Source organism: Agrobacterium sp. 5Ca50, from assembly GCF_055381905.1.
Map to the genome: position 1 here is coordinate 2,547,926 of NZ_AP026438.1, position 13,649 is coordinate 2,561,574.

General features: G+C 56.4%; 14 protein-coding genes. 10 read left to right on the forward strand and 4 right to left on the reverse strand.

Annotation, left to right across the window (positions count from 1 at the left end; translation table 11 throughout):
- The first annotated feature begins 18 nt into the window (after positions 1-18).
- From ACZ5FM_RS12410 to purU, 4 genes are all read left to right on the forward strand, one after another.
- Positions 19-366, forward strand: a complete 348-nt coding sequence (locus ACZ5FM_RS12410; protein ID WP_192488197.1) for an antibiotic biosynthesis monooxygenase family protein — start codon at positions 19-21, stop codon at positions 364-366.
- 7 nt (positions 367-373) lie between these two features.
- Entirely contained in the window at positions 374-895 is a 522-nt protein-coding gene (gene hutX / locus ACZ5FM_RS12415) for a heme utilization cystosolic carrier protein HutX (protein ID WP_464038843.1), read from the forward strand.
- Between the two features lie 125 nt (positions 896-1,020).
- A complete protein-coding gene (locus ACZ5FM_RS12420) occupies positions 1,021-1,815 on the forward strand; it encodes a YbaY family lipoprotein (protein WP_464038844.1) in 795 nt (264 codons plus the stop codon).
- 288 nt (positions 1,816-2,103) lie between these two features.
- Positions 2,104-2,988, forward strand: a complete 885-nt coding sequence (purU, locus tag ACZ5FM_RS12425) for a formyltetrahydrofolate deformylase (RefSeq protein WP_192488195.1) — start codon at positions 2,104-2,106, stop codon at positions 2,986-2,988.
- A 7-nt stretch (positions 2,989-2,995) separates the two neighbouring features.
- On the opposite strand, the gene ACZ5FM_RS12430 is transcribed toward purU, so the two are convergent.
- Both ACZ5FM_RS12430 and ACZ5FM_RS12435 read right to left on the reverse strand, forming a co-directional pair.
- Entirely contained in the window at positions 2,996-4,384 is a 1,389-nt protein-coding gene (locus ACZ5FM_RS12430; RefSeq protein ID WP_464038845.1) for a sensor histidine kinase, read from the reverse strand.
- Positions 4,381-5,061: a response regulator transcription factor gene (locus tag ACZ5FM_RS12435; protein ID WP_250982139.1), complete on the reverse strand. Its 681-nt coding sequence runs from the start codon at positions 5,059-5,061 to the stop codon at positions 4,381-4,383. The genes ACZ5FM_RS12430 and ACZ5FM_RS12435 overlap by 4 nt, the downstream gene beginning before the upstream one ends.
- Before the next feature lie 186 nt (positions 5,062-5,247).
- On the opposite strand from ACZ5FM_RS12435, the gene ACZ5FM_RS12440 reads away from it, so the two are divergent.
- The 6 genes from ACZ5FM_RS12440 to ACZ5FM_RS12465 all read left to right on the forward strand — a co-directional run bounded on the left by ACZ5FM_RS12440 (position 5,248) and on the right by ACZ5FM_RS12465 (position 11,318).
- Positions 5,248-6,315: an ABC transporter substrate-binding protein gene (locus ACZ5FM_RS12440; RefSeq protein WP_250982140.1), complete on the forward strand. Its 1,068-nt coding sequence runs from the start codon at positions 5,248-5,250 to the stop codon at positions 6,313-6,315.
- A gap of 278 nt (positions 6,316-6,593) precedes the next feature.
- Complete coding sequence (locus ACZ5FM_RS12445) at positions 6,594-7,538, forward strand: Bug family tripartite tricarboxylate transporter substrate binding protein (RefSeq protein ID WP_464038846.1); 945 nt, start codon at positions 6,594-6,596, stop codon at positions 7,536-7,538.
- Entirely contained in the window at positions 7,535-8,029 is a 495-nt protein-coding gene (locus ACZ5FM_RS12450) for a tripartite tricarboxylate transporter TctB family protein (protein ID WP_275641849.1), read from the forward strand. Before ACZ5FM_RS12445 ends, ACZ5FM_RS12450 begins: the two co-directional genes overlap by 4 nt.
- 99 nt (positions 8,030-8,128) lie before the next feature.
- A complete protein-coding gene (locus tag ACZ5FM_RS12455; RefSeq protein WP_192488189.1) occupies positions 8,129-9,646 on the forward strand; it encodes a tripartite tricarboxylate transporter permease in 1,518 nt (505 codons plus the stop codon).
- Positions 9,647-9,882: 236 nt separating this feature from the next.
- A complete protein-coding gene (locus ACZ5FM_RS12460) occupies positions 9,883-10,395 on the forward strand; it encodes an HPP family protein (RefSeq protein ID WP_464038847.1) in 513 nt (170 codons plus the stop codon).
- A gap of 167 nt (positions 10,396-10,562) precedes the next feature.
- Complete coding sequence (locus ACZ5FM_RS12465) at positions 10,563-11,318, forward strand: SDR family oxidoreductase (RefSeq protein WP_250982144.1); 756 nt, start codon at positions 10,563-10,565, stop codon at positions 11,316-11,318.
- A gap of 65 nt (positions 11,319-11,383) precedes the next feature.
- Here ACZ5FM_RS12465 and ACZ5FM_RS12470 read toward each other — a convergent pair whose 3' ends face one another.
- Positions 11,384-12,463 (reverse strand): amino acid ABC transporter permease, encoded by a 1,080-nt coding sequence (locus ACZ5FM_RS12470; protein ID WP_464038848.1) that lies wholly within the window; start codon positions 12,461-12,463, stop codon positions 11,384-11,386.
- Entirely contained in the window at positions 12,460-13,644 is a 1,185-nt protein-coding gene (locus tag ACZ5FM_RS12475; RefSeq protein ID WP_464038849.1) for an amino acid ABC transporter permease, read from the reverse strand. The genes ACZ5FM_RS12470 and ACZ5FM_RS12475 overlap by 4 nt, the downstream gene beginning before the upstream one ends.
- Between the last annotated feature and the right edge of the window lie 5 nt (positions 13,645-13,649).

Consider the following 13,649-nt stretch of genomic DNA (forward strand, 5'->3'; position numbering starts at 1 on the left):
AGTCAAGGGAGTTATTGGATGTTCATCGCAATGAACCGCTTTCGCGTGGTACCGGGTTTTGAGGAAGCGTTTGAAACAATCTGGCGCGAGCGCAAGACGCAGCTCAACGAATTGAAGGGCTATGTCGAGTTTCACATGCTCAAAGGCCCTAAGTCTGACGACCACACGCTGTATGCCTCGCATACCGTTTGGGAAACCCGCGAAGATTTCACCGCATGGACCAAGTCCGAGCAGTTCCGCGCAGCACATGCCAATGCTGGCAACAACCGTGGCAAGGTCGAATACCTCTCCGGTCCGCATTTTGAAGGTTTTGACGTGATCATTCACGACGACAAGAACGGCCAACGCATTTTTGATGCGGCATGAGGAAACCATGACAGCTGTTGCATACAACACGCCAGAGCGTCGTGAGAGAGCCGTTGCTGCCTTGAACGAGAAGCCCGACGGCATCGTTGAGGCGATTGCCAGCAAGGCAGATGTCACGCCGGCCGAAGTTCTGGAAATCCTGCCGCAGGGCGCTGCAGTGACCATTCCGGCCGAACAGTTCTCCGCAATCTGGTCCGACATGATGACCTGGGGCGAAGTGCTGATGATCGTGCAGACCGCCGATATCGTACTGGAAGTGCCAGGTTTTCTGCCGGAAGGTACCGAAAGCCATGGCTGGTTCAACATTCACGGCGACAGCCCGATTGGTGGCCACATCAAGAAGGACAACTGTCACGCCATCAGCTTTGTGGACCGTGCATTCCACGGCCGTCGCTCCTGCTCCGTATGGTTCATGAATGCCAATGGTCAGGCCATGTTCAAGGTTTTTGTCCGTCGTGATGAAAACAAGGAGCTGAAGGCAGACCAGCTTTCGAAGTTCGAGACTTTGCGCGACAGTCTGTCACGCTAAACAACAACAACGCTGCCAGCCACGGCCCGGCAGCGTTGCTTATCCGGGCAGTTCATCCCGGATTCATCTGGCTTCCTTATTATCGAAGACGAATATTCGCACATCGTGATCATGGGGGTTTGGAAATGACCGACAAAAATACACTGAGTGGCAAAACGCCAATCTCTCGCCGCGGCTTTGCCAGCCTTCTTGGCCTGTCCGCCGTTCTGATTGCATCACCATCGCTTGCAGCCCCGGCCTCCATTCGCGGCACAGTCAGCTACCGTGAGCGCATGGCGTTACCACCTTCTGCGACAGTCACGGTTCAGTTGATTGACGTCTCGCGCGCCAGCGCAAGTTTCAGCATCATTGCAGAAACCACCCCACTGCCGGGACGCAACGTACCTATTCCCTATGTTATTCGTTACAATGACCGAGACATCCGCCCCAACCGACGTTATGCGCTTCGCGCCGAAATCCGCGATGGTCGCCGCCTGCTGTTTACCACCACGCAGAACCACCCGATCCTCAACAATCGCCGCGAGACCACGGACCTGATGCTTGAACGTGCCGGTGCGTCACCACGGCCGGAGCCGGACCGTGAACCATCTCTGGTCGGCTCCTGGGTTGTCGTCGACATTGCAGGTCAGCGTGTTACCGACAGAAAACCTCCGGTCCTGCAAATTGGGCCTGATAACCGTGTATCCGGCAACACCGGCTGCAATGGTTTTGGTGCCGAACTCAGAGTAAACCGCCGCGAGATTGATTTCAGTCGCGCCATTTCCACGCAAATGGCCTGCGAACCGCCAATCATGCGACAGGAAAGAGCGTTTCTTTCCGCGCTTGAGCAAGCACGCGGCTATGATTTGAGCCCGCGCAGCAATCAGCTGGAGTTACGCGACCGTCGAGGTCGCCCACTGATGCGCCTTCGCCGGGCCTGAACGGCATCTATTTCCGCCCCGTTTGATGGTGATATCAGGCGGGGCGTTTTCATCGCACGTCAGAAACTCGTTATCCGATGTCGTTTTGCGCAACACAGAACGGCAGCAAGCACCGTATGACTATGGGCGCTTGATCGCTCTTCCGCTCGCACACATGTCGCGGATAGTCAAATTGCGACAAAGCCACTATGCCACGGCCAGCGACTGCGCTAATGCAGGACGCCCGAATTGTGGCGCGTGACGTAAAACCAGAGGCACCGGAAATGGCGCTTCCAGAGGAATAGACTGATGACGACTTATGTTCTGACTGTAACCTGCAAATCCACCCGCGGCATCGTGGCGGCAATATCGGGTTATCTGGCAGACAAGGGTTGCAACATCGTAGACAGCTCGCAGTTCGATGACCTTCAGACCGGCATGTTCTTCATGCGCGTCAGCTTCATTTCCGAACAGGGCGAAAGCCGCGAAGCCATCACCGAGGGCTTTGCACCCGTCGCTGAGAAATTCGGCATGGATGCCAAGATCGAAAGCTCGGCTGAGCGCATGAAAGTGCTGTTGATGGTGTCGCGGTTTGGCCATTGCCTGAACGACCTGCTGTATCGCTGGAAGATCGGCGCGCTGCCAATCGATATCGTCGGTGTCGTCTCCAACCACTTCGATTACCAGAAAGTTGTCGTCAATCACGACATTCCTTTCCACCACATCAAGGTGACCAAGGATAACAAACCGAAGGCCGAAGCACAGTTGTTGGATCTGGTCGAACAGACCGGTACGGAACTGATCGTTCTTGCCCGTTACATGCAGGTATTGTCCGATGAGCTCTGCCAGAAAATGTCGGGCAAGATCATCAACATTCACCACTCGTTCCTGCCAAGTTTCAAGGGTGCCAATCCTTACAAGCAGGCCTATGAGCGCGGCGTGAAGCTGATTGGGGCGACTGCCCATTACGTCACGGCCGACCTTGATGAAGGCCCGATCATCGAGCAGGAAACCGTCCGGATTACACACGCACAAAGCGCCGATGACTATGTGTCGCTGGGCCGCGATGTCGAAAGCCAGGTGCTGGCACGCGCTATCCACGCACATATCCATCACCGCACCTTTATCAACGGCAACCGCACGGTCGTTTTCCCGCCAAGCCCCGGCAGCTACGCATCCGAGCGCATGGGCTGATAAGAGCTCAACCGGCCGCGGGCAGCAGCACGGTGACCTTCAAACCCTTGTCGTTCTGACCGGCATCCAGCAGCAATTGCCCGCCAAACAGGTGGGCAATTTCCTCGACAATGGCCAGACCCAGACCGGCACCGGGGGCTGGATTGCCATCCCCACGGGCAAAACGCTGGCGAACCATGTCGCGTTTTTCAGGCGCAATGCCCTGCCCGTTATCCTCCACCTCAAGGCAGACTTGCCCCGCAGAACTACGGTAAGCGCGCACTGTCACCTCAACATTATCACCGGCATAGGCAATGGCATTACTGATGAGGTTGCCCAGCAGCTCGCCGATCAACAACGGTTCGGCTAGAACGGCAACGGTTCCCTCACCCTCAAAACCCAGATCGACACCAGCTTCCGCCGCCTGAGGAATATACTCTGCAGTAATTGTCTGGGCGACTTCCACCAGGTCAATGCGTGACAGCGCCTGCGGCTCACCTGATCCTGCCGCATCGATTTTTGCCATGCGCAGAAGCTGCGCCAGAATATGCTCGGCATGAGCAACGGATTCATCGCCTTTCCGCGCTGCGTCCTTGGCCTGCGCCAATGTTTCCGCCCGCTCGGAAAGCGCCAACTGAGTACGGATGATCGCCAGCGGCGTGCGCAACTGGTGACTGGCATTACCGGTGAAATGTCGAAGCGCTTCCAGCGCTGCATTCAGACGCACCATGAAGGAATTGACAGTATCAACGAGGTTTTGCACCTCCACCGGGACCTTCTGGTCAATAGGATGGAGATCGCTCGGATTGCGCTCGGCAATCGCTTCACTCAGCCGAAACAGCGGCCGCAAGGAAATCGTCACCGCCACCCACACGATAACCGAAGCTCCGACAATCATCGCCAATAGGCGCAGGGCGGAACGAAACAGAATAGATTGCGCAAGCTGGCGGCGGGCAATGGTGGTCTCAGCAACTGTCACGGTAAACGGCACCGAATTGATGCCGGTGGACGCGGATCGCTGCATGACAGCGACACGAATGGGTTCACCTCGAAAAAACGCATCCTCGAAGATCGCCACATTCGGCTCTTCAGGCGAAACTGACGGCAGTCCTTGATAACCGGTCAGGAACTCGCCGTGCGAACCATCAACACGGTAAAACACCCGGTCCTGTGCAGCCGATGTCAGCATTTCCAATGCGACGTAGGGAATATCGACCTCAAGCTTGCCGTCCTCAGACACGGCAACCCGCTCGGCAATGGCTAGGGCAGAGCCCGCCAGCACACGATCCGACACCACATTTGCTGTTTTGACCGCCTCTGAATAGGTGTCCGTTAGGGCAACAGTGCCGATAATTGCCGTCGAAAATAGAAGCCAGCCCAACAGGCGCTTGCGGAGCGAGTAGGCTCCGCCTGTCATTCGGCGATCTCCGGTAGACGCTCCAGATAGTATCCTATGCCCCGTGCCGTCTTGACGGTTAGCCCATGGGGCGCAAGGCGTTTACGCAGACGGCTGACATATTGCTCAATGGCATTGCCGCTCAACTCGTCATCAAATCCGGCCAGCGATTGCATGATGGCCTCCTTGGCAACCACTTTGCCAGCGCGCATGAACAGCAGTTCCAGAATGCCAAGTTCACGCGCCGGAATATCCAGCGGCACACCCTCAGCGCTAAAGGTGCGCGAGGTCAGATCAAACGATACCTTGCCGTAACTGACGGTCGAAGAGCGCAGACCCGCCTGACGGCGCAGCAGAACACGCACCCTTGCCTCAAGCTCGCTGACATCGAAAGGTTTGATCATGTAATCATCGGCACCGAGGTCCAGTCCCTTGACGCGTTCTTCCGGGGAGCCACGCGCTGTCAGGATCAGTACGGCAGCCCTTTCCTGCCGCGCCCGCATGGAGCGCAACACGGAAATGCCATCCATTTCCGGGAGATTGAGATCAAGAATGACCAAATCAAAACTTTCCGTCGCGGTCGCAGCCAGGGCCGAGGTACCATCCGATACCCAATCCACGGCATAGCCACTGCCGCGCAGCAAAGCGACCAGACCGTCCGCCAGAACCTGATTGTCTTCGACCAGCAATATACGCAAATCAATCTCCTGCCCTCACCGCGCACCCTAACGCATCGATTTGAAAATCGGAATCGAATTTCGCTTGGGCATGCTGCATAGTTTCAAGGAGTTAGAGCGCCTCATCGTAGCATCGATCCGTCAGCTGTGCGGCAATCACAGGGGCAGACGCTTGTGCACGCAAAGCTGGTGCGGCATGATATTTTCATGCGTATTCTTCTCTGTCTCTGTCTGGGTCTCTCTTTCGCAGCACCTGCACTGGCCAAACCGACCGTGTTTCCGGCACCATCCGGCAATCCGGATGCACCGGTATTGATCGTTTATTCCTCATTGGATGAGCCATTGGCTGCTCCGATGATCGAAGGATTCCAGAGACAAAACCCGGATGTGACGGTGTCCTATGAGGATTTGCTGACCGGCGAAATCTATGACCGCATCGTCAAGGAAACCGATGCCGGACAGAAAACCGCCGACTTCGCCTTTTCCTCAGCCATGGATTTGCAGGTCAAACTGAGCAATGACGGTTATGCGCAACGCAGCGACCTGCCACTCAGCGCAAAATGGCCAAGTTGGGCCAACTGGCGCAATACCGCCTATGCCCTGACCTTTGAACCGGCAGTTTTTGTGTACCACAAGCCAAGTTTCACCACCGAAAAACCACCAGCCACCCGCGCCGAATTTGTCGATTATCTTGAGCACCATGCCAAGGACGTGCACGGCCGCATCGCCACCTATGACATTGAACGTTCCGGCGTCGGTTTCCTGTTCATGTCGCGGGATCAGGAACAATTTGCCGATATCTGGTCCGTCATCCAACACATGGGGGCAGCCGGCGTAAAACTCTACTCCAACAGCTCCGCCATTCTGGAGCGCATTGCCGATGGGCGATTCGTGCTGGGTTACAATATTCTCGGCTCCTACGCCGCCGACTGGGCATCCCGTCACCCGGATGTCGGCATCGTCCTGCCCAAGGATTACACGGTGGTGATGTCACGCATCGGCCTTGTGCCACAGGCCGCAAACTCCCCGGAACTGGGCCGTAAATATCTGGAATATTTCATGTCACGGGAAGGCCAGACAATCCTGTCAACGAGATTGCAAATTCCGGCCGTCAATCCGGATGTCGCCGGAGACAATACCGCCAACACTATGCAGGCCATTCATGGCGCCCAGCTTTTGCCAGTTCCTGTCAGCCTTGGCCTGATGGTTTATCTCGATCAGGTAAAGCGCAATCGGCTGATTGCCCGCTGGAACGAGGCCTTGCGCCTGCAATAAACACCCGCCAAAGCCGGTTATCAGCTAAAAACTGGACGTCATCCAAAAATTAATGAATGTTAAATTGGCAAAGCCGGGGATTGCGTCAGTTAAATGTCAGCTTTCTATGGTGCTCTGCTTCTACTCTTCGGCCGTGGAGGCGGCTTAACGAAGATGCGGGAGGAAATATCTATCGCGAATGAACAAACTGTCCTGTGATGGCAGCAAGTCTACATTTGCCCGCGTACTCCTTCCGCCAAAACAACGAAGCCCGATGGGCTATCAAGGAGGGTTCGCTTTTGAAACATTTCGTACTTGCTTCCATTATCGCCGGTGCTTTGGCTCTTCCAGCCGCAGCAGCCGATTACACGATCATTGCACCAGCAAACCCAGGCGGCGGTTGGGACCAGACCGCGCGTTCGTTGCAGACCTCGCTGCAGGATGAAGGCATCTCCAAGAGCGTACAGGTACAGAACGTACCAGGTGCCGGTGGCACCATAGGTCTTGCCCAGTTTGCAAGCCAGCAGAAGGGTAACCCAAATGCTCTGATCGTTGGTGGTTACGTGATGGTTGGCGCCATCCTGACCAACAATTCGCCAGTGACACTGAAGGACGTGACACCGATTGCCCGTCTGACCGGCGAATATGAAGCCGTTGTCGTTCCGGCCTCTTCTCCGCTGCAGACCATGGGTGACCTCATCGAGCAGCTCAAGAAAGATCCGGGCAGCGTTTCCTGGGGTGGCGGCTCAGCTGGTGGTACCGACCACATCGCAGTTGGCCTGATTGCCAAGGCTGCTGGCGTTGATCCAACCAAGATCAACTACATCGCCTACTCCGGCGGCGGTGAAGCACTCGCTTCCATCCTCGGTTCGCAGGTGACAGCTGGCATTTCCGGCTACGGTGAATTTGAAAGCCAGGTCAAGGCTGGCACACTTCGCCTTCTGGCCGTGTCGAGCGCAGAGCGCATCGAAGGCGTTGACGGACCAACCCTGAAAGAAAGCGGCCTTGATGTCGTGGTTGAAAACTGGCGCATGGTCGCAGCGGCTCCTGGCCTGTCTGCAGATCAGGAAGCAGCAATCAATGCCGACGTTGAAAAGCTGGTGAAGTCCAAGAGCTGGCAGGACACCCTGAAGACCAAGGGCTGGCAGGACACATACCTTGCTGGCGATGATTTCAAGGCACAGCTCGACAAGGATGTTGAATCCACTCAGGCTATTCTCAAAGACATCGGACTTGTAAAATGAGCATGGGTTCTGACTCATCCAACTCTCAAAAGCGCCGCCCTGACCGGGCGGCGCTGGTTATAGCCGCTGCACTCGTTGCCATCGCTGCTGTAATCTTCATGGACTCTACACGCCTTGCAGGCGTGTCCGGTTATTCGCCTGTTGGTCCAGCCACCGTACCTTACGCCATCGCATTCTGTCTTGTCGGCCTTGCCATCTGGACAGTCGTGGAAGCTCTGCGTGGTGAGTTCCCTAAGCGGGACAAGCAGGAAACAAGCGCCGTCATCTGGGTTATTGCTGGTTTGGCCGGGCAGATGCTGCTGCTGAAAACCGCCGGTTTCTCCATCGCAACAGGCATTCTGTTTGCCTTCACCGCCCGGGCCTTCGGCAAACGGGAGCTCTGGTATTCCATTCCCGTCGGCATCGCCATCAGCTTCGTAGTCTGGGTGATTTTTGCGCAGTTCCTGCAGCTTTCGTTGCCAGCTGGGCCTTTGGAACGCCTGTTCTTCTAAACGGAACCGGCCTTCTTTTCTTGATTGAAAAACAGGGAGTGACAATCGCTTTTGTGCAAGCGGTTGGTAACACTCCACCCGACAGGGGGACATTCGTCCATGAATACATTTGAATTTCTGCTTCACGGCCTAGAGGTCGCAATGCAGCCGATGAACCTGCTTTATGCATTGATCGGCGTAACGCTTGGCACGGCTGTCGGCGTTCTTCCCGGCATTGGCCCGGCGCTGACTGTCGCATTGCTGCTGCCGGTCACCTACAAGCTCGATCCTGCGGGATCGCTGATCATGTTCGCCGGTATCTACTACGGCGGCATGTATGGTGGTTCGACGACCTCGATCCTTCTCAACACACCCGGTGAAAGCGCGTCCATTGTGACGGCGCTGGAAGGCAACAAGATGGCCCGAGCGGGGCGTGGTGGACCGGCTCTTGCCACCGCCGCCATCGGCTCCTTCGTGGCTGGCCTAATTGCCACCATCGCCCTTGCCTTCATTGCACCCTATATCGTCAAGCTGGCACTGGTGTTCGGACCACGCGAATATTTCGCGCTGATGGTTCTGGCATTCGTCACCGTGTCTTCAGCCTTTGGTGATTCTGCGCTGCGCGGCCTGACCTCGTTGTTCATCGGCTTTGCCCTTGCCATTGTCGGTATCGACCAGTTGACCGGTCAGGCCCGTATGAGCTTCGGCGTTCCAGATCTGCTCGATGGTGTCGAAGTCACGACGCTCGCCGTTGCCATGTTCGCGATTGGCGAGACGCTGTTCATCGTCGCACAGGGACAAAGCGGCCCGGACAAGATCGAAGCTGTCAAAGGCTCTGTCTGGATGAGTGCGCAGGATTGGGCTCGCTCGTGGAAAGCATGGCTGCGCGGCACGTTGATTGGCTTTCCGATTGGTGCCATGCCTGCCGGTGGTGCAGAAATCGGCACGTTCCTGTCCTATGCCACGGAAAAGAAGCTTTCAAAACATCCGGAAGAATTTGGCCATGGCGCTATTGAAGGCGTCGCCGGTCCGGAAGCTGCCAACAACGCATCTGCCGCCGGTACACTGGTACCACTGCTGACGCTTGGCCTGCCGACCACGGCGACCGCCGCCATCATGCTGGCCGGCTTCCAGCAATACGGCCTGCAACCCGGCCCGCTGCTGTTTGCCACCAACCCGCAGCTTGTCTGGGGTCTGATTGCCAGCTTGTTCATTGCCAACTTCATGTTGCTGGTTCTCAACCTGCCGCTGATTGGCCTTTGGGTTAAGCTGCTGACCATTCCAAAGCCATGGCTTTATGCTGGCATCTTGCTGTTTGCGACGCTTGGCACGATTGGTGCGAACCCTTCGGTGTTCGAACTGGGCATGCTGCTCGGCTTCGGTATTCTTGGCTACATCATGCGCATCTTCGGTTATCCGATCGCACCTGCTGTCGTTGGCCTTATCCTTGGACCACTGGCCGAACAGCAATTGCGTCGTGCACTGGCCATCGGCCAGGGTGATCCTGTCGTGCTGTTCACGTCGCCGATTGCCGTTGGTCTGTTCATTGTTGCCGCAGCCGCCTTCATCATCCCGCTGATCATGCGTATCCGCGGTCGTGGACAGGTCCTGTCGCAGCTCGCGGCCAACGAAGACTAAAAAATATCAAACGTCAAAACAGGGCGCGGGGAGAACATAGTCTCCCCGCGTCTTTTTTATTTCAGCCACAGCGACGGACCGCATCTGTCTCAAGCCTCTATCGTGGGTAAGGGCGATCGCCACAGGGGCAAATATATTCGCAGAAATGGACGAGTTTCACAAAGACTTTGCTTGGAAAACATGCAGTCTTTGGTCTATTAAACGGCAATTGCATAATTTTAAGCCGGAAAAATTTCATGCGACGCCACTTGCGGCATTACATCCACCGCCATGAGCCTAAAGGACAGGCACATCATCACCTTAAATCGGGCATTGGTGCCATTGCCGCCATGCTGGCCGTGGGTGGCTTGGCGGTGGAGACAGGCATTCCATTATTGATCGCGCCTTTTGGAGCGACAGCGGTTTTGCTGTTCGGCCAGCCCAAAAGCCCGCTTGCGCAACCGGCAAATGTCATCGGTGGTTATTTGCTGGCAGCCCTGGTCGGCAGCCTTGCCTTGCAGTTCCTGCCCGGCATCTGGTGGGCTTCGGCAATTGCGGTTGGACTTTCTATTGCCGGAATGCTGCTGCTGCGCGTGACCCATCCACCAGCCGGCGCCGTACCACTTGTCGCTTACGGCTCGCATCTTGAAGGACAGGATTTGTTTCTGGTCGTTCTGGCTGGCAGCGCGCTACTTGTGGTCATCGCCGTGGTTCACCACCTGATTCCACCACGCCATCAATATCCACTGCGTGCACCGGAAGCCCCATAACCTGAAAACCGGCGTCCAGGCCAGCCACGCATTCGCCTCTGGACGACAGGGGAAGAAATAGCCTTTCACGCTGTTTTTAACAGCGGCAAGACTTGTCCCTGCCCATCCCCTGTGCTTGAAAACAGACAGTCGAAAAGTACGACTTATTTCAAGACCGGGAGAAAACCATGAGCATCCAGATATTTGACCTGACCGGCCGTCGCGCCCTTGTTACCGGCTCCTCGCAGGGCATTGGCTTTGCACTGGCAAAGGGTCTGAAGGATGCCGGTGCTGACGTCGTCATCAATGGGCGCGACCCCGAGAAGCTGAAAGCTGCGGCACAAGAGCTTGGTCATGTCGACTACCTCGCCTTCGACGTGACCGACCATGCCGCTGCCCGCGAAGCCATCGACGCCTATGAAAACGACAAGGGCGCCATCGACATCCTCGTCAACAATGCTGGCATGCAGCACCGCACCCCGCTGGAAGATTTCCCTGCCGATGCCTTTGAGCGTCTGCTGCGCACCAATATCTCGTCGGTGTTTAATGTTGGCCAGGCCGTTGCCCGTCACATGATTGGTCGTGGCGCTGGCAAGATCATCAATATCGCCAGTGTTCAGACCGCATTGGCGCGTCCAGGCATTGCGCCTTACACCGCGACCAAGGGTGCTGTCGGCAATCTAACCAAGGGAATGGCAACCGACTGGGCGAAACACGGCCTGCAATGCAACGCCATCGCACCCGGCTATTTCGAAACACCTCTCAATGACGCATTGGTCAAGGATCCGGCCTTTACCGAATGGTTGCAGAAGCGCACGCCAGCTGGTCGCTGGGGCAAGGTGGAAGAACTGGTTGGCGCCTGCATCTTCCTCGCGTCAGGCGCATCGTCTTTCGTCAACGGCCACATTCTCTATGTTGATGGCGGCATCACCGTAAGCCTGTAAGCACAGAGCATAGTGTTCTAAAGAAAAGTCCGCGAGTATTAGCACGCGGACCTTTTTATGCGACCTTATTTATTGTGGTGGCCGCGCAACCTGCCTTCCAGCCACAGGCTGTAACGTGAGGCACCAAAGCAGATCACGAAATAGATGAAGGCAACGGAAATATAGGCTTCGTTATAAAACCCAAGCCAGCTGGGGTCAGTTGCAGATGCCCGAGCAGCGTTGAGAATATCGAAGATACCGATCACGGCCAGCAAGGACGTGGCGAGCAGGAAACCGATCGCCAGATTGACCATGCCGGGAATAACGATCCGCAATGCCTGCGGCAGCACGATCAGCTGCATTGTACGCCAGTAACCAATACCAAGTGCTGTGGCGGCTTCCTCCTGCCCTTTGGGAATGGCCTGTAGTCCGGCACGCACGACCTCAGCGATATAGGCTGCCCAAAACAGCGTGACCATGATCATCGCTCTAATCATCTTGTCGAAAAACTGGCCGTCGGGTAACGCCATCGGCAGGATCAGCATCGCCACGTAGAGTATGGCGACCATCGGTGTGCCACGCATCAACTCGATATAGAGGATCGAAAATGTGCGCAGGCCACCAAGCTTGGAGCGACGCGCCAGCGCCAGCAGAATGGCAAGCGGTGTCGCGGCAGCAAAACAGCCAGCCCAGACAAACAGCGTAACGGGCAGTCCGCCCCATTGGTTGGACGGGACAGGCCCACCGAAAAAAGTGCCGGCCATCAGAAACCAGCTGGCCAGAATAATCAGCGGCCAGGCGAGCAGGGTTTCCTTCCTCCAAAAGCGCGGCATTGCCGTTGCAAACAGCAACAACACCAGTAACAGCACAACCAGAGCCGGCCGCCACAAAAACTCAGCGGGGTAAAAAGCAAACAGAATGAATTGCAGTTTGGCGCTGATAAACGCCCAGCAGGCACCACCACGCGCCGCGCAATCGGCCGACGCGCCACTCCACGTGGCATCGAGAATGCCCCAGCGAATAAGCGGCGGCACGGTCCAGACGATGGCGGCTGAGGTCAACAGGGTGATCAAACTATTGGTCACCGTACCGAACAACCCTGCCCTCAATCCTAACAACAGGATACGCAATTTGCCGCGGTGGCTGGGCACAACATTCACCGTCATCGGCCATTCCCCCGCAAGGCAACACGCCTGTTATATTCGTTCATCAACACCGAAACCGAGAGGTTGATGACCAGATAGGTACCAATCAGGATCATCAGCGCTTCAAGCGACTGACCTGTTGTATTGGCCGTGGTGTTGATGACGCTGACCAGCTCCGGATAACCGATGGCCACCGCAAGGCTCGAATCCTTGGTCAAGTCGAGATAACTTGACGTCGTTAGCGGCGTGATCACCCGCAAGGCCTGTGGTAACACGACAAGCCGCATGATCTGTCCCGGATGCAACCCGAGCGACCGTGCAGCCTCCCACTGACCATTGTCGACGGACTGAATGCCCGCCCGAACAATCTCGGCAATGGCCGCGGAAAACTTCACGACGAGCCCGGTCAACAACGCCGCAAACTCCGGAGACAGGCTGGAGCCGCCACGAATGTTGAACCCAGTCAATTCTGGAATATCAACATTCAGCTGTGCCCCGCTGAACGACAGTCCAGCGGCAACAACCACGACCACGGCCGTGAAGCTCAAGGCCGTGCTGGTAATGTTTAAAGCCCTGCTACGCTTGAGGATAAATAGGATGGCGGCGAAGGTCGCGATTGCACCGGCAAACACCGTGCTGCCGCTGACACTCAAACCCTCAATCGAACCACCGGGGATAAACACACCGCGATTGGTAAAATAGATCGACCCCAGAAACGCGCTGGCCTGTCGCGGCGCCGGAAAGGCACTTGTCAGCGAGATCCAGAAGAACAGTTGCAGAAGCAGTGGCGTGTTGCGAATAATCTCGACATACCAGCGCACCGCAGTTGCCAGCAGCAGATTGCGCGAAAGCCCGGCCACGCCGACCGCGACCCCAAGTACAGTCGCAAGAACGCAGCCCAGCACTGAGACTTTCAGCGTGTTCAGCAAACCGACGATAATGGCACGGATATAGGTATCACCCGCCTGAAACGGAATTGAGCTTTCGCCAATCTCGAAATTGGCCGCCCGGTTCAAGAAGTCGAACCCTGGCGTCACGCCAATACGGCGCATGCTCTCGATCACGTTGACCGCGAGAAAATACAGCGAAACGACAAGAAAACCGATGATGAAAACCTGAAGCAGCGGACGAGTGCCCCACCACATCAAGGCCTTGCGAAAGATGCCGGGCCTTTGAGGGCCCGGCGCTAGATTTACCGGCATTATTG